The 23,203-nt window shown below is 32.2% G+C and carries 23 protein-coding genes; 5 read left to right on the top strand and 18 right to left on the bottom strand.

Going from position 1 to position 23,203, the window contains the following annotated elements:
• Nucleotides 1-33: 33 nt before the first annotated feature.
• Nucleotides 34-567, bottom strand: a complete 534-nt coding sequence (locus tag ACSUE0_RS00130; RefSeq protein WP_436955466.1) for a phenolic acid decarboxylase — start codon at nt 565-567, stop codon at nt 34-36.
• 92 nt (nt 568-659) lie between these two features.
• Between ACSUE0_RS00130 and ACSUE0_RS00135 the strand changes: the two genes are divergently transcribed.
• On the top strand, nt 660-1,205 hold the full coding sequence (locus ACSUE0_RS00135) for a PadR family transcriptional regulator (RefSeq protein WP_119614119.1): 546 nt from the start codon (nt 660-662) through the stop codon (nt 1,203-1,205).
• Nucleotides 1,206-1,272: 67 nt separating this feature from the next.
• On the opposite strand, the gene ACSUE0_RS00140 is transcribed toward ACSUE0_RS00135, so the two are convergent.
• Nucleotides 1,273-2,367, bottom strand: coding sequence for an ABC transporter permease (locus ACSUE0_RS00140; protein ID WP_436955468.1), 1,095 nt, complete (start codon nt 2,365-2,367; stop codon nt 1,273-1,275).
• 2 nt (nt 2,368-2,369) lie between these two features.
• Nucleotides 2,370-3,092: an ABC transporter ATP-binding protein gene (locus tag ACSUE0_RS00145; RefSeq protein WP_436955469.1), complete on the bottom strand. Its 723-nt coding sequence runs from the start codon at nt 3,090-3,092 to the stop codon at nt 2,370-2,372.
• Nucleotides 3,093-3,231: 139 nt separating this feature from the next.
• On the opposite strand from ACSUE0_RS00145, the gene ACSUE0_RS00150 reads away from it, so the two are divergent.
• Nucleotides 3,232-3,798, top strand: a complete 567-nt coding sequence (locus ACSUE0_RS00150) for a TetR/AcrR family transcriptional regulator (RefSeq protein ID WP_119614116.1) — start codon at nt 3,232-3,234, stop codon at nt 3,796-3,798.
• Between the two features lie 46 nt (nt 3,799-3,844).
• Here ACSUE0_RS00150 and ACSUE0_RS00155 read toward each other — a convergent pair whose 3' ends face one another.
• Complete coding sequence (locus tag ACSUE0_RS00155) at nt 3,845-3,979, bottom strand: hypothetical protein (RefSeq protein ID WP_259338051.1); 135 nt, start codon at nt 3,977-3,979, stop codon at nt 3,845-3,847.
• 305 nt (nt 3,980-4,284) lie between these two features.
• On the opposite strand from ACSUE0_RS00155, the gene ACSUE0_RS00160 reads away from it, so the two are divergent.
• Nucleotides 4,285-4,416 carry a beta-class phenol-soluble modulin gene (locus ACSUE0_RS00160; protein WP_017723991.1) on the top strand — a complete coding sequence of 44 codons (132 nt, stop codon included), beginning with the start codon at nt 4,285-4,287 and terminating at the stop codon, nt 4,414-4,416.
• Nucleotides 4,417-4,518: 102 nt separating this feature from the next.
• Here the strand turns inward: ACSUE0_RS00160 and ACSUE0_RS00165 are convergent, their stop codons facing one another.
• From ACSUE0_RS00165 to ACSUE0_RS00215, 11 genes are all read right to left on the bottom strand, one after another.
• On the bottom strand, nt 4,519-5,922 hold the full coding sequence (locus ACSUE0_RS00165; RefSeq protein WP_436955471.1) for a sugar porter family MFS transporter: 1,404 nt from the start codon (nt 5,920-5,922) through the stop codon (nt 4,519-4,521).
• Nucleotides 5,923-5,992: 70 nt separating this feature from the next.
• On the bottom strand, nt 5,993-7,414 hold the full coding sequence (gene araA / locus ACSUE0_RS00170) for an L-arabinose isomerase (RefSeq protein ID WP_119614114.1): 1,422 nt from the start codon (nt 7,412-7,414) through the stop codon (nt 5,993-5,995).
• 12 nt (nt 7,415-7,426) lie between these two features.
• Nucleotides 7,427-8,122 carry an L-ribulose-5-phosphate 4-epimerase gene (locus ACSUE0_RS00175; protein ID WP_119614113.1) on the bottom strand — a complete coding sequence of 232 codons (696 nt, stop codon included), beginning with the start codon at nt 8,120-8,122 and terminating at the stop codon, nt 7,427-7,429.
• Nucleotides 8,100-9,722, bottom strand: a complete 1,623-nt coding sequence (locus ACSUE0_RS00180; RefSeq protein ID WP_436955474.1) for a xylulokinase — start codon at nt 9,720-9,722, stop codon at nt 8,100-8,102. The genes ACSUE0_RS00175 and ACSUE0_RS00180 overlap by 23 nt, the downstream gene beginning before the upstream one ends.
• A gap of 142 nt (nt 9,723-9,864) precedes the next feature.
• On the bottom strand, nt 9,865-10,944 hold the full coding sequence (locus ACSUE0_RS00185) for a GntR family transcriptional regulator (RefSeq protein ID WP_119614111.1): 1,080 nt from the start codon (nt 10,942-10,944) through the stop codon (nt 9,865-9,867).
• A 397-nt stretch (nt 10,945-11,341) separates the two neighbouring features.
• Complete coding sequence (locus tag ACSUE0_RS00190; RefSeq protein WP_119614861.1) at nt 11,342-12,106, bottom strand: SDR family NAD(P)-dependent oxidoreductase; 765 nt, start codon at nt 12,104-12,106, stop codon at nt 11,342-11,344.
• Nucleotides 12,107-12,116: 10 nt separating this feature from the next.
• A complete protein-coding gene (locus ACSUE0_RS00195) occupies nt 12,117-13,052 on the bottom strand; it encodes a 3-hydroxyacyl-CoA dehydrogenase family protein (protein WP_119614853.1) in 936 nt (311 codons plus the stop codon).
• A gap of 27 nt (nt 13,053-13,079) precedes the next feature.
• Nucleotides 13,080-14,393: a GntP family permease gene (locus ACSUE0_RS00200; RefSeq protein WP_119614854.1), complete on the bottom strand. Its 1,314-nt coding sequence runs from the start codon at nt 14,391-14,393 to the stop codon at nt 13,080-13,082.
• Nucleotides 14,394-14,417: 24 nt separating this feature from the next.
• Nucleotides 14,418-15,707, bottom strand: coding sequence for a histidinol dehydrogenase (gene hisD / locus ACSUE0_RS00205; RefSeq protein ID WP_119614855.1), 1,290 nt, complete (start codon nt 15,705-15,707; stop codon nt 14,418-14,420).
• 109 nt (nt 15,708-15,816) lie between these two features.
• Entirely contained in the window at nt 15,817-16,827 is a 1,011-nt protein-coding gene (locus ACSUE0_RS00210) for a LacI family DNA-binding transcriptional regulator (protein ID WP_436955477.1), read from the bottom strand.
• A 294-nt stretch (nt 16,828-17,121) separates the two neighbouring features.
• On the bottom strand, nt 17,122-17,592 hold the full coding sequence (locus ACSUE0_RS00215) for a peptide-methionine (S)-S-oxide reductase (protein ID WP_119614857.1): 471 nt from the start codon (nt 17,590-17,592) through the stop codon (nt 17,122-17,124).
• A gap of 443 nt (nt 17,593-18,035) precedes the next feature.
• Between ACSUE0_RS00215 and trhO the strand changes: the two genes are divergently transcribed.
• Both trhO and ACSUE0_RS00225 read left to right on the top strand, forming a co-directional pair.
• On the top strand, nt 18,036-18,989 hold the full coding sequence (trhO, locus tag ACSUE0_RS00220) for an oxygen-dependent tRNA uridine(34) hydroxylase TrhO (RefSeq protein ID WP_436955479.1): 954 nt from the start codon (nt 18,036-18,038) through the stop codon (nt 18,987-18,989).
• Nucleotides 18,990-19,360: 371 nt separating this feature from the next.
• Nucleotides 19,361-19,762, top strand: coding sequence for a VOC family protein (locus tag ACSUE0_RS00225; protein ID WP_436955481.1), 402 nt, complete (start codon nt 19,361-19,363; stop codon nt 19,760-19,762).
• Between the two features lie 140 nt (nt 19,763-19,902).
• Here ACSUE0_RS00225 and ACSUE0_RS00230 read toward each other — a convergent pair whose 3' ends face one another.
• The 3 genes from ACSUE0_RS00230 to ACSUE0_RS00240 form a co-directional block, all read right to left on the bottom strand.
• Nucleotides 19,903-20,481 carry a dihydrofolate reductase family protein gene (locus ACSUE0_RS00230; RefSeq protein WP_119614859.1) on the bottom strand — a complete coding sequence of 193 codons (579 nt, stop codon included), beginning with the start codon at nt 20,479-20,481 and terminating at the stop codon, nt 19,903-19,905.
• A gap of 218 nt (nt 20,482-20,699) precedes the next feature.
• Entirely contained in the window at nt 20,700-21,428 is a 729-nt protein-coding gene (locus ACSUE0_RS00235) for a transglycosylase family protein (protein ID WP_119614860.1), read from the bottom strand.
• 616 nt (nt 21,429-22,044) lie between these two features.
• Nucleotides 22,045-22,791, bottom strand: a complete 747-nt coding sequence (locus ACSUE0_RS00240) for a transglycosylase family protein (RefSeq protein WP_436955483.1) — start codon at nt 22,789-22,791, stop codon at nt 22,045-22,047.
• Between the last annotated feature and the right edge of the window lie 412 nt (nt 22,792-23,203).

The following is a 23,203-nucleotide window of genomic DNA, read 5'->3' on the forward strand; positions in this document are numbered from 1 at the left end:
TTATACTATGAATTTATTTAATTAACGTAATTACTATTTTGTATGTTGATAATTTTCATCAAAAAACTTACCACTTCTAATATCTTCTAAGATACCTTCATATGGCGCGACATTAACAACCGTTTCATTATTTTGTCCTGCGTTACCAATATATGAAATCTTCGCAAATTCAGGTACAACTAATTTAGGATAAGTATCGTATTTTTCACGAGATGCTTCCATTAAATCAATGTGATCATTTTGATAAGTCACTGTAATTTCTGGATGCTCTTCAACCCATTTAGGGAAGAAAATTGTACCGTGCATAAGCTGATTATTAGGTAAAAAATCTAATGCTACATCTGTACCTGTTGGTTCAGTCCAAGTTATTTTGAAAACACCCGCAGTTAATTTTACGATATTAGCTTCTTGATCTCTAACCCATCTACCAGCTACCATACCACCATGTATACGATAATCAATTGTATTCTCATTTTTCACATACATCTCATATTCCCAACCATTATCATAAGTATAAATAAGATGTGTACCTAAAAAATCTTCTAATGTTTCAAAATTATTAGTCATAAAAAAGCTCCTTCCAAACATGTAATTAATTACATGTTTTTGATTACATATAAATGCTATACTTTATTCGATAAAACGTCAAGGAGGATGTTATGGCACAAAAAAACATATTACAATATGTATTACTAGGCCTTTTGAAAAATGAACGTATGTCTGGTTATGATATAAAAAAGGCTTTTGAACGCGATATTGGTGAATTTTGGCAAGCAAATCACAGCCAAATTTATCCTGAATTAAAAAAATTGCATGGTCGTCTTTTAATTGATAAAACGATTGAAATAACAGGAGAAAAGTTAGAAAAAAAAGTATACGCTATTACAGATACAGGACGACAACTACTGAATGAATGGCTTGTTTCCCCAACACCTGAGTTGTCAGTACACAAAAATGAATTCAATTTAAAATTGTATTTTATCAATGATAGAAATGATCCTATATTGCCAGTAATGTTCGACGAGCAAATTCATTTACATGAATTAAAGTTAGAACATTTAAAAGAACGACGTAAAGCATTATTTAACAATGAAGCATCTCAAAAACAACATTATGGGCATTATCTTGTATTAGATTATGCTATTGAAAGAGAAGCACATAATATCAATTGGTTGAAATCTTGTCACCAAAATTTTAAGCATTAAAAAAGCTCCTTTCTAAACAGTAACACTGTTAAGAAAGGAGCTTTTGATTTTTCAAGTTAATATAAAATCAAACTTTTCTATAACGTTTAAGCCCAATAATATTTAAAATGGTAAACACGATAATAAAGACGAATAATATACAAATATCAAACCAAATATATTCAAGTCCTTGCCCTTTTATCATAATGTGCGTCAATGCATCACCTGCATATCTTAAGGGAAATAGATAACCTATGAAACTTACCCAATTAGCAATATTCTCTAAAGGAATAATACCTGAGAAAAAGATTTGAGGAATTGCTACAATAGGTATAAACTGAATCATTTGGAACTCAGAATTAGCAAAGGTTGAAACAAATATTCCCATAGCCAATGCGGCCAATGCGATTAAAATATTAACTAATAATACCCACCATATACTACCTGCAAGTTCTATATTCAAGATAATAATCGCATAAAACACGATGAGTAACGTTTGTAATATAGCAAACAAACCATAACCTGCTAAATAGCCAAACACAATATCACTTCTTTTAATCGACGTTGCTAATAAACGTTCAAGTGTACCTTTAGTACGCTCTCTAAGTAATCCAATACCAGATATTAAAAATACGAAGAGGAAAACAAAGAAACCAATTAAAATTGGGAACATTTTATCAAAGTACGTACTATCCGCATCACCATATAGGTAATGATTATTCAACTCTACATTCTCTGAGGATTGCTTATTTCCTTGCTGGATATTATCTGGAATTTTTTCTACAATTTTCATCATATCTTGCATTTTATTTTTCTGAAGTGCACTAGCAAGTAACTGTTTCGTAGCATCAGTTTTACTAGGGTCTTCATTAGCATAAGTTACTTCTATTTTAGGCCCATCTTTCGTAATATAACTATCCAGCTCTGAATCTACCATCGTATCTTTTACAGAATCTGATGAGTCAACCTTCGCTATATCCACTTTATCTGAAGATAATTCATTTACAATTTCGTTAGGTACATTGTCAGTAACACCAATTTTCATATTTGTCTCTGAATTTGTATCAAAAACGAAATACAGCAATGTTAATACTAAAATCGGTGCGAACAACATTAAAGCCAACGTTCTTTTATCTCTCAACAATTCCTTAACAACTCTTATAAAAACGGCTTTAAATCTCATGATTACACCTCCGTTTCAGCCTTTATAAACGCTTCTTCTATAGAATTTACGCCAAATTTTTCTTTCAGTTCTTTTGGTGTTCCCATAGTGAATAAACGGCCTTCCATAATCAATCCAATATAATCACAGCGTTCCGCTTCTCCCATGACGTGCGTTGTCACAATTACTGACTTATTTTCCTCTGTGAGTAGGTTAAGTTGTTTCCATATATCTTTTCTAAGGCTCGGATCAATACCCACTGTTGGCTCATCTAATATAATTAAATTAGGATTTGACAGTAACGTAATCGCTAAAGACAATCTGCGCTTCATACCCCCTGAAAATGTATTCACAATTTGATGTAATTCATTATCTAAATTAACTAGCTTCATATTCTTATCAATCGCTTGTTGTAGCTTATCACCGTCTAAACCCATCAAATTACCGAAGAACACTAAATTTTCTCGAGCAGTTAACGATTCATATAGCGCATCACTTTGCCCCATATAACCAATTTCATTAAGAATTTTACGGTTGGGTATACTTGTATCGAATATTTGAGCATGACCTTCATCCAATTCCTCCATACCCATAAGGCACTTAATCGTTGTCGTTTTACCCGAACCACTTGGACCAATTAACCCTAAAATCTTTCCAAATGGTAATTCAATATCAATATGATCTAAAACTTTCTTTTTGCCATAATGTTTTGTCGCACTTGTTAGTTTAGCTGCAACTTCAGACATGTTTAGCCCCCTTATTAGACACAGCGTCAATTATCATTCATAATGCGATTATATACCTATAAAATATAAAAACAATAAAAAGGTTATCGTTACTGGACACATTTAAAAAATATGTCTAATAATATTAGGAGTGAAACGAATGACTGAAGAATTATTTACCGATATCCGTATATTGAAGACGAAAAGAAATACCCGAAAAGCTTTAATAACGCTCTTAAAAACTAAAAGATTCGATGATATCTCGGTAAAAGATATATGTAATGAAGCTAATGTAAGTAGAGGAACTTTTTATTTACATTACAAAGATAAATATGATTTAGTACATCAATATCAGCAAGAAATTATAAAAAGTGGCAGTAAGAAAGTTCATGAATTTTTAAACTCAGACCGTCATTTATTCTTTTATCACATGCTTAATTTTTGGAATAATGAAGCCGAACTTTTATTATTGCTCATCTCTAAAAATGGTTCTACTGAAATTCAAAACCAAGTAAAATCAATGTTACAAATAAATGCAGAAAAAAATATTCTGCCTTCAGTAAAAACGATTAATTTAAGTGAAAGAGAACAACATTATTTTGTAATTTTTTTGAGCAATGCGATTTTTGGTATCATTCAAGACTGGGTAGATAACGGAAAACCAGAAACTACAGAGGAATTATCAACTATTATTAATAAGATTACCCCCGATTCGTTGTTGGGCTGAAAGTTTTCCGCCCTCCTTCCTTATTGCTATGTAGACCTTTATTTAATCAAATCATCATATTCAACCACGCATATTTAATACTAACCATATGTTCACTAACAACAATGTTAAAAATTCTCCCACCACTTTTCACAAAAACAAAAAGAGGTAATGGAATCGATTTTTGCAAATATGATTTCATTGTCCTCTCCTCTTTTATTTTTCACTTCATTAACCTCAACCTTATTCACAATAAATTCAGCTGCATAACTTACCATCATGCCACAATTCCTATAAAGTAACTACACAACATTAAATAATTTACAAAGAATTAAAATTTTCATACTATACTTACAATTCCTATAAAAAAACTATTATTACACTTAGGCATAAAAAATGTTTAATTAGGCATTTTCATGCAATTAATTAAGAAAACAAGTTATATTGTATTTAATAAATTAAAGCAAATGTTTTAATTTTAAATTTCTAAAAAAAGGAGTGTTTCACATGGCAGGAATCGTAGAAGCAATTGGTAACGCAGTAAATGCAGGTTTAGCACATGACTGGGCTACAATGGGCGTAAGCATCGCAGAGGTTTTAGGTAAAGGTGTAGACTTCATTTTAGGTTTCTTTAAATAAACATATGCATTAAAAAAGGCCTTTTCTAGAAACCCTTCTTAATTGAGGAGTTTCATAGAAAAGGCCTTTTATTATCTACCGTATTATTTTCTACTTAAATTACTATATTTTTTCCACCTGCGCATTAACCTTATTCGAATTATGTGACTCTCCAATTGCTTCAATCTCTTCAAGCGTAAGACCTCTTGATTCCGGAACAAATTTTTTCACAAATAATACACCGAGTATACAGATAACACCAAAGATAGCAAAAACAATTTGTTGTGAAAAATAAGCTGTCATAATTGGGAATAAAAGCCCAACTAAGAAAGAACCAATCCAATTCAATGATGATGCACTACCCGAAGCAAAACCTCTAATTGCTAAGGGGAATATTTCACCCACAATAACCCATGTAAGTGGCGCCCATGTAAAGGAATAGAAGGCTACATAAATACTTAAAAAGATTACTATCAATATCGGATTCGCATTTGGTAAAAATATATGAATAATAGCAGGCAATATAAACGATAATCCCATTACCGTACCACCTAGCATAAGTAATGTTCTTCTGTTAAATTTATCTGCTATCCAAATAAAGAGTAATGATCCTAATACAAGTATGATACCTTGAATAATAGGCCACATAAGTGCATCACTCGCAGAATTTCCAGTTGCTTGTTCTACAATTAAAGGAATATAATAAAATATTGCATTCGCCCCTTGAAACTGTTGAAATGCTGCTACACCTAATCCTGCAACTACTAAATATTTATATTTACCATTAAATAATGTGGCTAATGACTGATTATTTTTCACATTATTCTCTTTTTGAATCGTTTTTTTAATTTCTTCAAATTCTTCATCGACTTTATGATTATTTCTAAGGTTACTTAATACAAGTTTAGCTTCTTCAAACCTACTATTTTTAATTAAGAACCTTGGAGATTCTGGAAGTTTTAAGACACCTAAGAACAAAATAAGTGCCGGAATAGCCGCAATGCTCAACATTAATCTCCAACCAACTTCTATAGGTAGCTCTCTTAAATAATAATTAACAATATACGATAATAACATTCCTGATACTATCATAGTCTGGTTCATTCCAGATAATTGACCACGATATTTCGCTGGAGCCATTTCAGACATATAAGCAGGCACTAACGCTGACGCTGCACCCACTGCCAAACCAAGTATAACTCTAGATAAAATCAAAAAGTAATTACCATCATGTGGTGCAATACCAGACAATATTGAACCAATAACAAAAATAATTGCTGAAATTAATATCATTTTTCTTCTGCCTAGTTTATCCGATAGTTTACCAGCTAAAATACCTCCAAATATTGCGCCTAGCATAACTGAAGATGTAATTAAACCTATAATAAATCCACTTTCGATACCCCAATCTTCTCTTAAAAATGGTAGAGCTCCAGTCATAACCCCTATATCATAACCGAATAATATACCACCAAATGCCCCGAAGAAATAGATAAAACTATTTGAAACCTTACTGTTAACCTTCATCCCATTCACCCTCTTTTTAATGAAAAACTTAATTACATATGCATCAATTCACGACAAACATTTTTGATATTTAATTAATTAGCGTGTATTCGGCATCAAACATTTTCAACAATATTTCTATTTGTGACCGAGTTAATTTTAGGGAAAGTACCGTGTGGTGTCCTCCACCTTCTTCTATCCAACTTTTCACGCCTTTTTCTAATGATGGTTTCACTTCCCAAAGTACTCTAGCTACCGGCAAATGAGGTGCAGGTTCATCGAGTTTTTTAGCTTCTATTTCATTAACAATAAATTTATAATGTGTTCCTAAGTCAAGCATAGTTACGACAACGCCCTCACCTGATTTACCATCGAACACTAATCTTGCTGGGTCATTCTTATCACCTATACCTAGTGGATTCACAACAAGTTTCGGTTTCGTTTCGGCAAGTGTCGGATCGACCTCTAACATATGTGACCCTAGAATATGTGAATGACTACTTCTTAAATCATACGTATAATCTTCCATAAATCCTGTTGATTCATTTTCTGCAGCAATTTTCAATAAACGGTCTAACGCTGCCGTCTTCCAGTCACCTTCGCCAGCAAATCCATACCCTTGTACATTTAACCTTTGTACTGCTAAACCTGGTAACTGTTGCATACCATGTAAATCTTCAAAGTTTGAAGTGAAAGCAGTATACCCACCTTCATCTAAGAATTGCTTAATCGCTATTTCGTACTTAATTTGTACTTTTACAGAACTGTTAAATGCCGCATCGCTATAATTTCTATAGTCAAATTCGTATAAATTTTCGTATGTTTTGAATAATTCATCTACATCTTCATCAGAAACTTGATTAATGTATTCTACTAAATCACCGATACCATAATAATCAACAGTCCAACCATATTGAATTTGTGCTTCTATCTTATCTCCTTCTGTTACTGCCACATTACGCATATTGTCCCCAAATCTAGCAACTTTTAAATTAAAACTTTCACTATAAGCATTAGCTATAAGCATCCAATCTCTTAATTGCTGTTGCAAATTTGTGTCTTTCCAATGACCAAATATAACTTCATTATTTTTATTCAAGCGGCGGTTAATATAACCATATTCTCTATCCCCATGTGCCGATTGATGTAGGTTCATATAATCCATATCAATGTTTTCCCAGGAAATATCTTCGTTGTATTGTGTCGCTAAATGTAATAGTGGTTTTTGTAATAATTTAGTACCTCTTATCCACATTTTTGCTGGTGAAAATGTGTGCATCCAAGTAATAACACCTAAAATATCATCATGATAATTGGCTTCTTTCATAATTTCAGTTATCACATCTGCTGAGACCGCCAATTTAGGCTGTAATTCAATTTCAAAAGGTAATCGACCGCTTTCATTCAACCCTTCAACGATGTTTTTGGCGTTTTGCTTAACTTGATCTAAAGCCTGTTCACCATAAAGTGCTTGTGAACCAACTACAAACCAGAACTTCTTAATATTTGTCATTTTGCTTCCCCCTTATTTTTGACCATAGTAGGCATTCTTTCCGTGTTTTCTTTCAAAATGCTTATCAAGTATTGCTTTAGGCAATGTTTCAGCAAATGGATTTAACTGGCGCGTAAATATATTCATTTTGCATATTTCTTCTAAAACAACTGCATTCATGACGGCCTCGTCGCAGTTTTCTCCCCATATAAACGGTGCATGTCCATGTAGTAAAACCGCAGGCATTTCTTGTGGGTTTATCCCCTTTTTATCAAATGTTTCAACAATGACATTGCCTGTTTCATACTCATAATCCTTGTTTATTTCTTCTGTTGTTAAAAATCTTGCGCATGGAATATCACCATAAAATGTATCTGCATGTGTGGTACCCATTGCAGGAACAGGCAACCCAGATTGTGCCCAAGTAGTTGCCCATGGTGAATGTGTATGGACCACACTACCAATATCGCCAAATTTTTTATACAGTACTGCATGTGTTGGCATATCTGATGATGGTTTCAGATTCCCTTCAACAACTTCACAATCTAAATTACAAACAACCATATCCTCAGGCTTCATTTCATCGTAATCAACACCACTTGGTTTAATAACAAATAACTGTGTTTCTGAATCAAACGCACTGACATTACCCCAGGTATACTTAATTAGTCCTCGGTCAGGTAATTCTAAATTCGCTTGATAAACTTCAGCTTTTAACGCTTCGAGCATTCGTATCGCCTCCTAAATATTTAGCTACGGATTGTTCAATCGATAATCCTTTTTTCATTTTTTCTACATAATTATTAAAATTAATAACTTCTTGTTCTACTGGTTGTAATGTCCTTTCTTTCGTATTTATAAATACTGATTCATTAAGGAATACATCTAGCGGTACTTCAGTATCTAATGTGACATAATACGCTAAAACACTAATCCCCCAAGCACCTCCTTCACTTGCGGTTTCCATAACCGTTATAGGCTGTTCAAGTGCAGAAGCTAGTACTTGTTGAGCGATTTCTTTCGTTTTAAATATTCCTCCATGAGCAATCAACTTATCTATATTGATAGATTCATTTTCTTTTAGTAAATCCATGCCAATTTTCAAAGTACTAAAAGCACTAAATAAATGCATTTTCATAAAATTTGCTAAATTGAACTGATAATTTTGCTCTCGTATAAATAACGGATAGCCTGTTTCTACATCTGTGATATTCTCCCCAGAGACATAATTATATGATAGTAAACCGCCTATATTATTATTACTACTTAATGAACATTCAAGAATGTGTCCGTACAACTCATCCGATGAAAAATCAACACCCATGACGCTTAGCACTTCACCAAATAAATTCATCCAATCATTAATGTCTGAAGTACAATTATTAGTATGAATCATAGCCACTTCACTACCATCAGGAGTTGTCACAACATCAATCTCTGGATACATATCTTTCAAAGCATTTGATAGTACGACCATGGCAAACGCACTTGTGCCAGCAGATATATTACCTGTATTCTGAGCAACTGTATTTGTTGCAACCATACCTGTGCCAGCGTCCCCTTCTGGTGGGCACATCAAAATGCCAGCTTCAAGATTACCGGAAGGGTCTAGTAACGTCGCTCCTTCTTCTGTAAGTAGCCCTCCACTTTCACCAGCTAATTTAATTTCAGGTAATATCTCTTCAACTGGCTTTTCAAAATACTTTGTTTTAAAAATATGATTTGCTTCCTCTAACAAATCTTTCCTATAACTTTTTGTATGAATGTCTATAGGAAACATACCTGAAGCATCACCTATACCTAACACCTTCTCGTCAGTTAAGTACCAATGTACATATCCAGCTAATGTGGTTAAATACGTTATTCGATTTATATGGGACTCTTTATCCAATATAGCCTGATACAAATGCGCAATACTCCAACGTTCAGGTATGTTAAATTGAAATGATTCACTAAGTAACTTCGCTGCTTTAGCTGTATTCCCATTCCTCCAAGTCCTAAATGGCACGAGTAAGTCTTCGTTTTGATCAAATGCCAGATAGCCGTGCATCATACCACTAACCCCAATAGATCTTACTTTTTTTAGGGTTAAATCATACTTTTCTTTGATTTCTACCATCATTGCACTATAACTCTTCTGCAAACCCACCCAAATGTCATTAATAGAATATGTCCAATACCCATCAATGAATTGGTTCTCCCACTCAAAATGACCAGAAGCAACAGTGTTTAAATTCTGATCTATAGCTACGGTTTTAATTCTTGTAGATCCTAGCTCAATACCTATTGAAATATCTTCACTCTTTAAATTCCGATTCAAGTTATACATGTTTTAACGCCCCTTTGAAACCGTTTTCAAGTAAACCTTATATTATTTGTCCGTACATGTCAATATATAATATATTATGTCCGTACATGTAAAGAGATAAAAAAAGACTCAAACCAACATATTTATTGGCTTGAGTCAGTATTTATATTTTTTTCACTGAATTACGTTCTATAATATATGTATCTATGAGTTGTGAGGTTTGCTGTTTATCTGTATCTATTGCACTAATCATCCATTCAGCTGCTCTACTACCTAGTAATTCTTGTGGATGAGAAGTTGTAGTTAAATTCATCTCACTTAACTTACTCAATACTGAATTGTCTTGTCCTACAACCGATAAGTCATTTGGTATTTGTATATTTCTTTTTTTCAATTCCTGCATGACTTCATATGCAATAGCGTCGTTATAGCAAACTAAGCCAGTAATGTTAATCTTTTTATTACAAATATGTTCTACAATTTGTTCGATTACTTGTGGTTTACTTTCAGTATCAAATGTATAGATATGTTCACCTTTAAACAGAATATGATTATTTTCAAAAGCATTAAAATAACCTTTCATCCTTAGCTTACCTTGGTTATCATCGATTTTCGTAATCAACGCAATGTGCTCATGCCCATGATCAATCAAATATTTAGTCGCTAAATAACCAGACTTCACATCATCAATTGCTGTATAAGGTAAACTCAATTCATCATATTTTGCATTTATCATTAAAATCGGAATATCGCGTTGTTTGAATAATGAATAATAAGATAGATTGGGATTATAAACATTACTTTTAGTAGGTTCTATAATTAATCCTGTCACACCTTGATTCAACATCATTTCTAAGCATTTACGTTCTTCTTCATGATTATTATTAGTACTTGCTAGTATTAAGGAATAGCCATTTTTTCTCAACACATTTTCTATACCTCTAATGATGCTCGGAAAAATATAATCCGATAAATATGTCACGATAACACCTATTTTTCTAGTTTCATTCGTTTGGCGTGCGTTCAAATAACTATAGCTCACATAAGAGCCTGAACCTTTTTTCTTTTTAATAAATCCCTCTTTAACAAGTACATCCATCGCCTGTCTTATTGTATAGCGACTCACATTATATCTATCCTGAAATTGTTTTTCTGTTGGTAGTAACATGCCGACTTGATACGTTTTATTTATAATTTTTTCTTTTATTTCATCCGCTACAATTTGATATTTGGGCTTATTCATAATTGAAAATCTCCTAATCGCACCAATATTTAGTAATAACGTATATTATAGCATACGTCATATTTTGTTACTGAGACTAGAATAAAAACATGAAAATGTTGAATTAATAAATCTCTCCGCCATTGTTATCAAGTTTTTATGCACTCTTTCTCTAATTGACACAAAACAATATATAATTAAAATTAAACTATAAAAATATAAGCGTAATTATATAACTTAATTAGTTTATAATAATTCTTTATTAAATTTCAACTTTATTTATGAATTTTTTGAAAAATTGCTTCTACTTATAAAATGTAATATAAATTGACAAAAATAACGAGGACGTTTACATAGTAATACGCCCTCGTTATATATTATTTTCTCTTACTTTATCAATTTAAAAAACTTAGTTTCTTTAAATTGAAGTCCACCCACCATCAATTTTTATTGTTTCACCAGTAATAAAGTTTGACAAATTAGAACTTAAGTATAATATTGCTCCAGTAATATCATCTAATTTAGGCAACTTATGAAATAATACGCGATTTAAAACGTCTTCTTTAAATTTTTCATCTTTAAACATTTCTTCTGTCAATTTAGTTTCAACAAACGTTGGAGCGATCGCATTAACATTTATATTATATTTTGCCCATTCTATAGCTAGTGATTTAGTTAATTGTATTACTCCCCCCTTACTTGAAGAATAAGGCGCTCTATTATAGTACCCTACAAAACCAACTTGAGAAGCTACATTAATAATCTTTCCACCTTCTTCTTCTGCCATATAGCGTCCGAAAAATTTAGAAATAAAGAATAAAGATTTTAAATTTAATTCTAATACTTTATCCCAATCTTCCTCTTCAATTTCAAATGCAGGTTTACTAATATTTATACCAGCATTGTTCACCAATATATCTATGCTTTTATAAATTGCAATTATTTGCTCAACAGTCTCAGAAACCTTATTAAGTTTTGTTATATCAAGTGAAAAAGCATTATGATTTCCATCGTAACGATTCAGTATATCTAATGTTTGATTTAATGCATTATTATCTCTACCTATTATAATTACATTTGCTCCTAATTCAGCAAAATCTATTGCAACCTTTTGGCCGATTCCTTTATTACCACCAGTAATAACTACATTTTTATTTTTTAAATCGCTAAAACTTTTTGACAAAATAATCACCTTATTTCTCTTCTAAATCTCTTTTCAAAAAATACATTAATATTTCATCTCTTTTATTTATTATTTCTTGAGTAGGGTTTCCATCCCAATTGTAGAAACCTTTGCCTGTTTTATAACCCAATTCGCCACTTTGAACATGTCGTGCTAATGTTTCTCCAGAAAATTTATCGGTGTTCAAATCTTCAAATAAATAATTGGAAATCGAACTAAAAGTATCTAATCCACCTAAATCTGCTGTCATTAATGGTCCTATTATTGGATATCTTCTTCCAACACTATAAGTAACTGCTGCGTCAATATCTTCTTTTGATGCAACGCCTTTATCTAATAAGGACTGGGCTTCTCTAAAAAGTGCGTATTGTAATCTATTCCCAATAAAACCTGGTATTTCTTTTTGAATTAATATAGGTTTTTTACCGATGGTTTCAATTAAGTTTGTAGTATGGTTGACGACACTTTGACGCGTCACATCATTTTTTACAATTTCTACTAGCGGTATTAAATGTGCGGGATTCCAAAAATGCGTTATTATAAAATTTTCTGGAAAAGTATAAAACTGTGATAATTGGTTTAATGTAAACCCAGAGGTATTACTTGCCAATATGACATCTTCATCTAATAAACCGTTCAAACGTGTATATAACTCTTTCTTCATTTCTAAATCTTCAGGAATAGCTTCAATTACAAATGTTGCATGTTCTAAGGTTTTTTCTAAATTTGTAGAAAATATTATATCTTTTTTAGTTTCTCTTAATTGTTTTTCAGTAATTAATTCGTTACTATACAAGTCATCTAATTTATTTTCTATTTCTTTTTTAGCTAAATCCAAATCACTATCATTCAAACTATACACTTGAGTTTTATAGCCAGCCCATGCTGTGGATAATGCGATTGAATGTCCCATGGTTCCGCTACCGATAATTGTTATATTTTCCATAAGCACCCTTCTTTTTATTAATAATGTTTAAAATCCTATCATAAATAAGGTTACTGCTATAATAACTGCAAGAAGCGGAATTATAACAGTCATGGCTCCAAAGGCAGGATAGGCATCTTTATGAGATTCGCCCGCAATTGATCTAATAGTAGTAACAGCATATCCGCCATGTGGTAAGGAGTCTAAAGTTCCAGATGACATAGAAACTGTTCTGTGTAAGGCATCTGCATTAACCCCCATATCTAAATAATGGGGACCTAATATAGGAAGCGCTATCGATTGACCACCAGAAGATGACCCTGTTAGACCAGCAATCACCATTACTGCAAATGCCCCAGTTATTAAAGGGGAGCCAGGTAAACTGGTCACGTAATCAATTGCGCTTTTAAAGGCAGGGGTTACTTGAGCAACACTACCAAATCCAACAACAGCAGAAGTATTACCAAGTGCAATTAATGCTCCTTCAGTCCCATTACCAACAGCTTTCCAAAAATCTCTGAAATAAGATTTATTTAATATCCAAGTAGCAATAACACCACTTGTAAGAGCAATTATTAAGGCAGATTGCTCAAGTACATCATGCAAAACAAAAGCTACAACCAATACTATTAACAAAGGGATAATACTTAAAAATGGATTAGGTAACCCTTTTCTAGATTCAACCTCATCATTTTCCCTACTAATAAAATGCTCTCCTTTTCTTTTGGCTTTTTTTATCATATGCATTAACCATAAATAACCAGCAATCAGCATAAATAATGCAGTAACTAAACTAACACCCCAACCAGCATAGGGACTAGTATGTAAATATGGTATAGGAATCCAGTTTTGTATCTCTGGAGAACCTGCTGAAGTCATCGTAAAAGTTGTGGACCCCAACGCTAGTGTTGCAGGAATAAATCTTCTTGGAAAATCAGATTCTTTAAACAAATTTACTGCCATCGGATATACTGCAAATGCTACAACAAATAAACTAACGCCACCATACGTTAATACGCCACATGCTAATACAATAGCTAAAACTGCTCGTTTCATCCCTATTTTTTTTATTATCCAATGAGAAACACTTTCTGCTGCGCCACTATCTTCCATAACTTTTCCAAATATCGCGCCTGTTAGAAACATAAGATACCAAGAAGTGACAAAACCAGAAAATCCATCCATATAACTTGTCACGAAGTCCGTCTGTTTACCAACTGCAAGTTGAGAAAATAAAGGAAGTCCATTAAACACTCCTACAATTAACGCAGACAAAGGCGCAGCAATAAGTAAATTCATCCCTCTCATAACTAAAATAGTCAATATAGCTAATCCACCAATTAATCCTAATATACCCCACATATAAGTATGTCCCCCTTTAGGAAATTAATTATTTCCTTTATCTCCATACTTTCTCACTCGTAGTAAAGCTTGCTCTGCATGTCCAGCAAAATTTTCATATTCACATAAACGCGCTGCGTATTCACCTATATAAGCGCTTTGATTTTCAGATGTTACTTTTTGATAAGTTACTGTCTTGATGAATTTACCTACCCATAAACCACCTGTATAGCGCGCTGCTTTTTTAGTTGGTAATGTATGATTTGTGCCTATCACTTTATCTCCATATGCTACGTTTGTTTCTGGCCCAAGGAATAATGCTCCATAATTCGTTAAATTATCTAAAAAATAATTTGGGTTTTTCGTTAAAACTTCAACATGTTCATATGCTAATTTATTTGCTTCATTTATTGCTTCTTGTTCATTTTCTACGATTATCACCTGACCATATTTATCCCAAGATTCTCTAGCTACATCTGCAGTGGGCAAGGTTAGTAATTGTTTATCAATTTCTTCAATAGCAATTTTAGCAACTTCTTCAGACGTAGAAATAATTGCACCAGGTGAAGTAGGACCATGTTCACCTTGTCCTAAAATATCAGTTGCAATCATTTCTGGTTCAGAAGATTCATCCGCAATTACTAAAGTTTCAGTAGGACCTGCTAATAAATCAATCCCTACTCTTCCAAAAAGTTGACGTTTTGATTCTGCAACAAAAGCGTTGCCTGGACCTACAATCATATCAACAGCCTCAATACTCTCTGTACCTATTGCCATGCCACCCATTGCTTGAATTCCACCTAAAATATATATTTCATCAGCACCAGCTTTATACATTGCATATACAGTGGTTTCTGGAATCTCTCCATTTATCGGCGGTGTACATGCAATTACTCGTTTAACTCCAGCAACCTTAGCTGTTAATATACTCATATGGGAAGAAGCAATCATTGGGTATCGTCCCCCTGGTATATAACATCCCACACTTTCTACTGGTATATTTTTTTGACCTAAAATAACACCAGGTAAATTTTCTACTTCAAAATCTTTCAATGACTCTTTTTGAGCTTTTGCAAAATTTTCAATGTTTTGTTGGGCAAAAGCGATATCATCTTTAACCTGTTGTGGTATGTTATTTATAATTTTTTGAATCTGCTTTTCATTTAATTTAAATGACTCCGGGTTCCAATTATCAAATTTAATAGACAAATCACGTAATGCTTTATCACCTTCATTTTCAATTGTCTTTATTGTGTTACTTACAATTTTACTTACCTTTTCGTCAGACTGCTTTATATCTTCCTGATTTTTACCTTTTTTTAATATATAAGACATATTAAAGTCCCCTTTCACTTTTGCATACGTATGCAAACAAAGATAAAAAACCATTGCATACGTATGCAATATTTCGTTCTATCTTAGAGTAAGCGCTTCCAATTGTCAATCACTTTGTTGTATTTCTAAGCTTTAATTTTCCTTTTAACTTTATTTGTTCTACCTTTTTAAAGTCACCATTAATTAAAATATTAATCGTCTCGTTTATCATTTGATCTAAAGGCTGGCCCCAAGTAGTTAATTGGTTATTGGGCCATGCTGCCATTTTTATATCATCAAACCCTATTATTTCCATATCTTTAGGTATATCAAAATTCATCTTTTTTGCTGCTTCGAGAATCCCTAAAGCTGTTATATCATTTGCTCCAAACACACCTTCCGGCTTCTTGCCTTTCTTAAAGTAACTCAGAGCTTTTTGATAGGCTGTTTCAAAACTGAAATCTCCTTCAATAATGTCTATATCTTGGCCTTTTCCTTTAAAATAATCTTTGAATCCGTATAATCTATCTCTATTAGTAGAAGTGTTACTTGGCCCAGATACATATAAATTATTTGTATAACCTTTATCAAAAAAATATTTAGCTATTGATTTTGCAGCAAAGTAATTATCACTTGATACAGAATTACAATTCAAAGTTTCATCATATCTATTAAATAGAATTACAGGTATATTTGAACTTTTTAATTTTTTTACTAATTCTGAAGATAATACAGCATCAGTGATTATAATAGATTCAACATTATATTCTATAAATTGGTTAATTTCTTCCTGCTGAATTTCTTCATTTTCTGTATATACAAAAAGCACAGAATACCCAAAGGTTTTCAATTTTTGTGTAAATAATGATAGCACCTCATGATAAAATGGATTTTGTTTATTTTTCATTGCTATCCCAATCAATTTTGATTTATTTGTAATTAAACCTCTAGCTAAAGCATTCGGTTTATAATTCAATTCATCTGCTACCTTCATTACTCTTTTTCTTGTGTTTTCTGAAACACTTTTACCTGGCGAAAAAACTCTAGAAACCGTCGATTGTGATACTTTAGCAAGTTTAGCTACATCTTCTGCTGAAATTTTTTTCTTTTCCAAATTTATCTTCCCTTCTACAAAAAGCATTGAATTAAATCAATAACCTGCTTCACTATCTTTAACATTTACTTATTATGTCTAACTTTAAATTCACAATCATTGCTTTTCCTTATCACTTTCCTATTTTATATCATACTATAAAACATTCTGTATAATAAGATGGTATTTCATTCAACAGTTTTTCCACGTATTCACAATAGTTAGAGTGTCTTAATACTATTATTTAAGTATCAATTATTCGCCAATATTCAAAAAGATAAAAAGGAAGTATAACATTCACACCTCACTAATATATTTAAGATTCATTTAAATCGTTTGTTACTATTTATATTTATTAACAAGCTCTTTTGGTATATGACAATAATCATTTGGAAATTTGGATAATCGGTCTTGATGTTCTCTAGCACTTTTAACGTAATTTGTTAAAGGTAACACTTCTGTTGCAATAAGGTGATGATTATCACATAAATCTATAAAAGATTGAGCTTCTTTCAAGTGTTTAGGGTTTTCACTATATAAACCAGTTCTATATTTCAAACCAATATCTTCCCCTTGCTTATTTACACTGTATGGATCAATAATTTCAAATAAATATCCCATCAACTTTGTTATTGTTACTTTTTCAGGGTCAAAGTCTGTCTTAACAACTTCCACATAACCGTCATATTCGCCCTCTAAAATATTCGAAATACCATTAGCTCTACCCGCCTCAGTATTAACAACACCAGGAAGTGTTTTGACAAAGGCTTGCACGCCCCATAAACACCCACCTGCTAAATAAACTGTTTCCATCATTATCACTCCTTTTGCTTCTTATATTTAATAAAGTATAGTAATTCTCACAGGATATCTCAATAACTTCTATTTATACTAGGCTTGTCATTTTGTGAAAAGTAAAATCAACTAATATTATATAATTTAAAAACAAAATTTTTACAAATAGCAACGGAAGAGTTATTAATTTCAGCTAATATTTGTATTTAACATATTTTCGATTAGATAATACTGTCAGTCTATTAATCATTTAATTAAAATATTTAATTTAGCCAAATTTATAAATTGAATATTATCCCTTTTTTGTTACAATGTAATAAGGAGAATTTTGTGCTTTTATTCAAAGTATAAACTGTTCTTATATTTAATAAAACTTGATGCATACTTTTTACGCGAACCACTATAACCTAAAATTAATATAAATGAATAACTATAAAAATCAATTAGAGGAGAATAGTATTATGGATTACAGAGTATTATTGTATTATAATTATACAACTATTGAAGACCCCGAAACTTTTGCCACAGAACATTTAGAGTTTTGTAAAGAACTAGAGCTTAAAGGGCGTATTTTAGTATCGACAGAAGGCATTAATGGTACAGTCTCAGGTACGATTGAAGCTACCGATAAATATATGGCTGCATTAAAATCTGATGAAAGATTTCAAGATATTACTTTTAAAGTTGATGAAGCAGAAGGACATGCTTTCAAGAAAATGCATGTTCGCCCAAGACAAGAAATCGTAGCTTTAGACCTTGAAGACGATGTAAATCCAAGAGAATTAACTGGTGATTATTTATCTCCAAAAGAATTTAGAGAAGCATTACTAGACGACGATACAATCGTTATTGACGCGAGAAATGATTATGAATATGACCTTGGTCATTTCCGTGGTGCAGTTCGTCCTGATATTACAAGATTCAGAGATTTACCTGATTGGATTAAAGAAAACAAAGATCAATTTATGGATAAAAAAATTGTAACCTACTGTACTGGCGGTATTCGTTGCGAAAAATTCTCAGGTTATTTATTAAAAGAAGGCTTCGAAAATGTGAGCCAACTTGAAGGTGGCATAGCTACTTATGGTAAAGATCCAGAAACAAAAGGTGAATTTTGGGACGGTAAAATGTATGTTTTTGATGAACGTATCAGTGTAGAAGTGAACCATGTAGATAAGACAGTTGTAGGTAAAGAGTGGTTTGATGGTACGCCATGTGAACGTTATATCAACTGTAGCAATCCTGAGTGTAATAAACAAATTCTCGTGTCAGAAGAGAATGAAGCACGTTACTTAGGTGCTTGCTCTCATGAATGTGCAACTCATGAAAATAATCGTTACGTAAAAAAACATGATATTAGTGACGAAGAAAAAGCTAATCGCTTAGAAAATTTCAAAGAATTAGTAAATCAATAAACGCATTAAGCACATATTAAAATATCGATTGTACTAACAGACTAACTATAAGTGTATTTCAACTTAATCGATATTTCTAAAATCATATTTAGAGCTGAGACAAACCTTAGGTGATAGTTCACCTAAGGTTTGTCTATTTATATTTGTATAGTTATTTTTAGCAGTGGCATTTCAGATCAAAAAGGAAGTGCTTGCGGAAAGCGTGCATAAAAAAGCTGCCTACAAAGTCAGACACTTTTTTGACAGTCTGAGCTGAGATATACAAATGTCTCAGCTTTTTTATTATAAATTAATTATTCCATCATTATTTCTTCAATCTATGTAAAACGGGTATGTAACATGTATTAAATTAAAAAATGGGAGATGAAGTCATGACTCACCAAAAAATTGTGCCACATTTATGGTTTGATACCGAAGCAGAAAAAGCTTTTGACTTTTATAAAAATATATTTCCAAAAACAAATTTTATTACAGAAGTCACGTTGAAAGACACCCCGTCTCGATACGCTAATCAGCTCATTTTCTATATTTATGGATTCCGTTTTATTGCAATTAACGTTGGACCTTATTTTGTAAAGAATCCTTCAATTTCTTTTACAGTATTATTTAAACAATCTGAGACAAATTTATTAGAAGATATTTATCAAAAATCAATAGAAAATGGCAGAGCTATTATGCCTTTAGCTCAATATGATTTCAGTGAAAATATGGTTGGGTTCAGGACCAATTTGATGTTTCATGACAAATTGCACCTAAACAAATGGACGAAATGATTAGTAAAGGAACTCCTGAACAAATCAAACGTGTTACAGAAGCGTTTTTTAAAATGAAGAAGTTCGATATTACAACAAATGATGTTAAAGTACTGTTCAAAAAATAGAAGTCGGTTACTTAACCAACCTCTACTTTCTGTTTACTCTTTATTTTTTTGATATATAAGTCCTAAAGCACCCGATTCAAACGTTTTGCTATCAATTAATTTCAAATCTACTTGTTCGTGTATATTTTGAAATAATGGCAATCCTTTACCAATCAGTGTAGGAGAAACAGTAATTTTATATTCATCCACTACATCTAATTGCATCAAATAATGTGCGAACCGAGGGCTTCCCAATACTACAATATCTTTACCTTCTTGTTGCTTCATATGAATGATTTCATCTTTAACATTCTTTTTAACTAATCGTGAGTTATGCCAATCGACACTGTTCAAAGCTTTTGAGAATACGACTTTTTCAACATTTTCAATCCATTTAGCGTGATTAAGTTCATGTTTAGAAGCATTTTCATTTGATGATACTGTTGGCCAATAATCATACATCATTTCATATGTTTTGCGTCCCCAAACAATTGTGTCTGCAGTTTTCAACACTTCATTAGCAAAATCTTCCAATTCATGATTGTAAGCAATCCATCCAATATCCATGGCACCTTGAGAGCCTTCAACAAAACCGTCCAAAGAACTATGCAAGAACACTACAAGTTTTCTCATTCTAATTACCCCTATCTATATTCCACAAATTTGTTTATCGTTTAAAATTCTCATTAAAACTACGAGTTGTATTATTTTATGTATACCCATATTTACATCGATAATTTATTGAGTTTAAAGAAATTGTCAAAATAAAAAATAACGGCTGAGACATGTATATGCCCCAACCGTTATCTTATTATTAAAGTTTATAATCTTTTTGATACTGAATATCTATATTATGCAGTCACCCATTGTGAAGGGCCAACTTCATCATATAATTTTTGGGCTGCAGCGTCTTGTACAGCTTCTGGTGCATTACCAGCTGGTTGACCTTGATATTCAGATGGTGCTACTGAATCCCATGTGCTTTGTAAGAATTGGAACTTACCTGAAGCGCCTGATGACGCGTTTGTAGCATGAATATCGCCACCTGATTCACGTTGTGCGATTTGTTGCAAGTGTGAGTTCACACCTGATGAACTTTCTGAAGCTTCATTTGAGCTTGATTCGTTTGAGCTAGCTGAAGATTGTTTAGTTGTTTCTTGTTGTGGTTGTTGAGTTGACTCTTGTTGTGGTGCACTTTGTTGAGTTGATTGTTGTGCTTGTTCAGATTGTCCACTTGAAGCTTGTTCAGTTTGTGCCGCTTGTTCACTTTGTTGTTCACTATTATCTGTATTTTGTGCTGATGAGCTAGTTGAACCTTCTCCTGATCCTTCACCATAGTTCCAGCTAAAGTTTTCACCATCTGAAGTAAAGTTGTAGTTTACTCCGTTTTGATTAAAATTATAGTTATATGAACCATCATGTAATGCTGATTCATTTAATTGTTCTGGGTTATTTTGAGCTTGTTGTGCTAAATTTGATTGATCAATATTTTGTTCTGAGGCATCCGCTGAATTTCCTGCTGCTAATCCTGTAACACCTAATCCTACTGCTAATGTTGATGCAATTACTGTTTTTTTCATTATTAATAATCCTCCTAAGAGATAATTTCCATATTTTAGATTTAAAAATTAGATTGCAATTCCAACAAACGAAGATGTTTACTTTTTACAACTAATTTGTAATTACTACTATAACACCCATAAAAAGCTCGTAGGTTACAGCCAAATTAAAAAAGCAATCGATTTTTTACATCATCATTACGTTAAAAAGTACGTTATCTATACATATATTACTACTTAAAACTTTCACAGAGGCAAAAAGTGTATTTGTACACTTTTTAGTTGTGTAACATGCTTGTAATTAGTGTGAAAATAATACACACATAGATCTTATTTTTCACACATTTAAAAGAGCAACCTAGAATATATCAATAGCTAAAATATTCCATTTAAGCTATTACAGAATTATATTTATATATTACTATCTAACAAAGTATACCTTTATCTAATTTCCAAACTCCAAATAAAAAAATTTTATAGTTAATAATCTTATTACGCACAATTTAAACAATATTAATATTAGCTAACTTATTAAGTTCACATAAAAGGATTAAACATAACAAATAAGAGGCTAGAACATTTATTAATGTCCTAGCCTCTTAAAATTCATATAATTAAAATTTGAATTTCTATTATATTATGCAGTTACCCATTGTGAAGCGCCAACTTCATCATATAATTTTTGTGCTGCAGCGTCTTGTACTGCTTCTGGTGCATTACCAGCTGGTTGACCTTGATATTCAGATGGTGCTACTGAATCCCATGTGCTTTGTAAGAATTGGAACTTACCTGAAGCGCCTGATGATGGGTTTGTAGCATGAATATCGCCACCTGATTCACGTTGCGCGATTTGTTGTAAGTGTGCGTTCACACCTGATGAACCTTCTGAAGCTTCACTTGAACTTGATTCATTTGAAGAAGTTGAAGCTTCTGTAGTTGTTTCTTGTTTTGGTTGTTGAGTTTGTTCAGTTGTTTCTTGTTTTGGTTGTTGAGTTTGTTCAGTTGTTTCTTGTTTTGGTTGCTGAGTTTGTTCAGTTTGTGGAGCAGCTTGTTGAGCTGGTTGCTCAGTTGATGCTTGCTCTGTTTGTTGTGGTTGAGCTTCTTGAGTTGGTTGCTCTGCTGAAGCATTACCTTGTCCATAGCTCCAAGTCCAATATTGGCCGTCTGATTGGAAGCTATAGTTTAAATTATCATGATTAAAGTTAATGTTATAAGCACCTTTTTGTACTGGCGCTTCGTTTAATGATTCTGGATTAGTTTGTGCTTGTTGAGCTAATTGTGCTTTATCTACACCTTGCTCTGAAGCGTCTGCTGAATTTCCTGCTGCGAAACCTGTTACACCTAATCCTACTGCTAATGTTGATGCTACTACTGTTTTTTTCATTATTAATAATCCTCCCAGAAGATAATTTTCGATTTTATTTTTAAATTGTTATTGAATTTCAATTATCTAAAACACATAGATAATTTACTGCTTCAATTAATTCACAAATAGTACTATAACATTCATAAAACTCTTGTAGGTTACAATGAAATTAAAATAACCGACGTCTTTTTTACATCCCAATTACATACAATCTAGTTATTTTTATTACAAAACCCTTTTTTAAAACTGTCATGAAAGTCTCTATAGTTTATCTATCAATTCAAATCTTTGTAACATTAATGTAATTAGTGCGAAAATTCTGCTCTTTATCTACTAATTATTGATTTAAATTTAAACAAACGTAATAAAAGGTACATTAATTTGGATTACCCAAACAACATACCTTTTATACAATAATCATATGAATCAA

Source organism: Staphylococcus sp. AS1337, from assembly GCF_051408735.1.
GTDB lineage: Bacteria > Bacillota > Bacilli > Staphylococcales > Staphylococcaceae > Staphylococcus > Staphylococcus xylosus_B.

Excerpts from the sequence above, each read along its gene's own strand:
- ACSUE0_RS00130 (WP_436955466.1), bottom strand. The coding sequence starts at position 567 with ATGACTAATAATTTTGAAACATTAGAAGATTTTTTAGGTACACATCTT.
- ACSUE0_RS00135 (WP_119614119.1), top strand. The coding sequence starts at position 660 with ATGGCACAAAAAAACATATTACAATATGTATTACTAGGCCTTTTGAAA.
- ACSUE0_RS00140 (WP_436955468.1), bottom strand. The coding sequence starts at position 2,367 with ATGAGATTTAAAGCCGTTTTTATAAGAGTTGTTAAGGAATTGTTGAGA.
- ACSUE0_RS00145 (WP_436955469.1), bottom strand. The coding sequence starts at position 3,092 with ATGTCTGAAGTTGCAGCTAAACTAACAAGTGCGACAAAACATTATGGC.
- ACSUE0_RS00150 (WP_119614116.1), top strand. The coding sequence starts at position 3,232 with ATGACTGAAGAATTATTTACCGATATCCGTATATTGAAGACGAAAAGA.
- ACSUE0_RS00155 (WP_259338051.1), bottom strand. The coding sequence starts at position 3,979 with ATGAAATCATATTTGCAAAAATCGATTCCATTACCTCTTTTTGTTTTT.
- ACSUE0_RS00160 (WP_017723991.1), top strand. The coding sequence starts at position 4,285 with ATGGCAGGAATCGTAGAAGCAATTGGTAACGCAGTAAATGCAGGTTTA.
- ACSUE0_RS00165 (WP_436955471.1), bottom strand. The coding sequence starts at position 5,922 with ATGAAGGTTAACAGTAAGGTTTCAAATAGTTTTATCTATTTCTTCGGG.
- araA (WP_119614114.1), bottom strand. The coding sequence starts at position 7,414 with ATGACAAATATTAAGAAGTTCTGGTTTGTAGTTGGTTCACAAGCACTT.
- ACSUE0_RS00175 (WP_119614113.1), bottom strand. The coding sequence starts at position 8,122 with ATGCTCGAAGCGTTAAAAGCTGAAGTTTATCAAGCGAATTTAGAATTA.
- ACSUE0_RS00180 (WP_436955474.1), bottom strand. The coding sequence starts at position 9,722 with ATGTATAACTTGAATCGGAATTTAAAGAGTGAAGATATTTCAATAGGT.
- ACSUE0_RS00185 (WP_119614111.1), bottom strand. The coding sequence starts at position 10,944 with ATGAATAAGCCCAAATATCAAATTGTAGCGGATGAAATAAAAGAAAAA.
- ACSUE0_RS00195 (WP_119614853.1), bottom strand. The coding sequence starts at position 13,052 with ATGGAAAATATAACAATTATCGGTAGCGGAACCATGGGACATTCAATC.
- ACSUE0_RS00200 (WP_119614854.1), bottom strand. The coding sequence starts at position 14,393 with ATGTGGGGTATATTAGGATTAATTGGTGGATTAGCTATATTGACTATT.
- hisD (WP_119614855.1), bottom strand. The coding sequence starts at position 15,707 with ATGTCTTATATATTAAAAAAAGGTAAAAATCAGGAAGATATAAAGCAG.
- ACSUE0_RS00210 (WP_436955477.1), bottom strand. The coding sequence starts at position 16,827 with ATGCTTTTTGTAGAAGGGAAGATAAATTTGGAAAAGAAAAAAATTTCA.
- ACSUE0_RS00215 (WP_119614857.1), bottom strand. The coding sequence starts at position 17,592 with ATGGAAACAGTTTATTTAGCAGGTGGGTGTTTATGGGGCGTGCAAGCC.
- trhO (WP_436955479.1), top strand. The coding sequence starts at position 18,036 with ATGGATTACAGAGTATTATTGTATTATAATTATACAACTATTGAAGAC.
- ACSUE0_RS00225 (WP_436955481.1), top strand. The coding sequence starts at position 19,361 with ATGACTCACCAAAAAATTGTGCCACATTTATGGTTTGATACCGAAGCA.
- ACSUE0_RS00230 (WP_119614859.1), bottom strand. The coding sequence starts at position 20,481 with ATGAGAAAACTTGTAGTGTTCTTGCATAGTTCTTTGGACGGTTTTGTT.
- ACSUE0_RS00235 (WP_119614860.1), bottom strand. The coding sequence starts at position 21,428 with ATGAAAAAAACAGTAATTGCATCAACATTAGCAGTAGGATTAGGTGTT.
- ACSUE0_RS00240 (WP_436955483.1), bottom strand. The coding sequence starts at position 22,791 with ATGAAAAAAACAGTAGTAGCATCAACATTAGCAGTAGGATTAGGTGTA.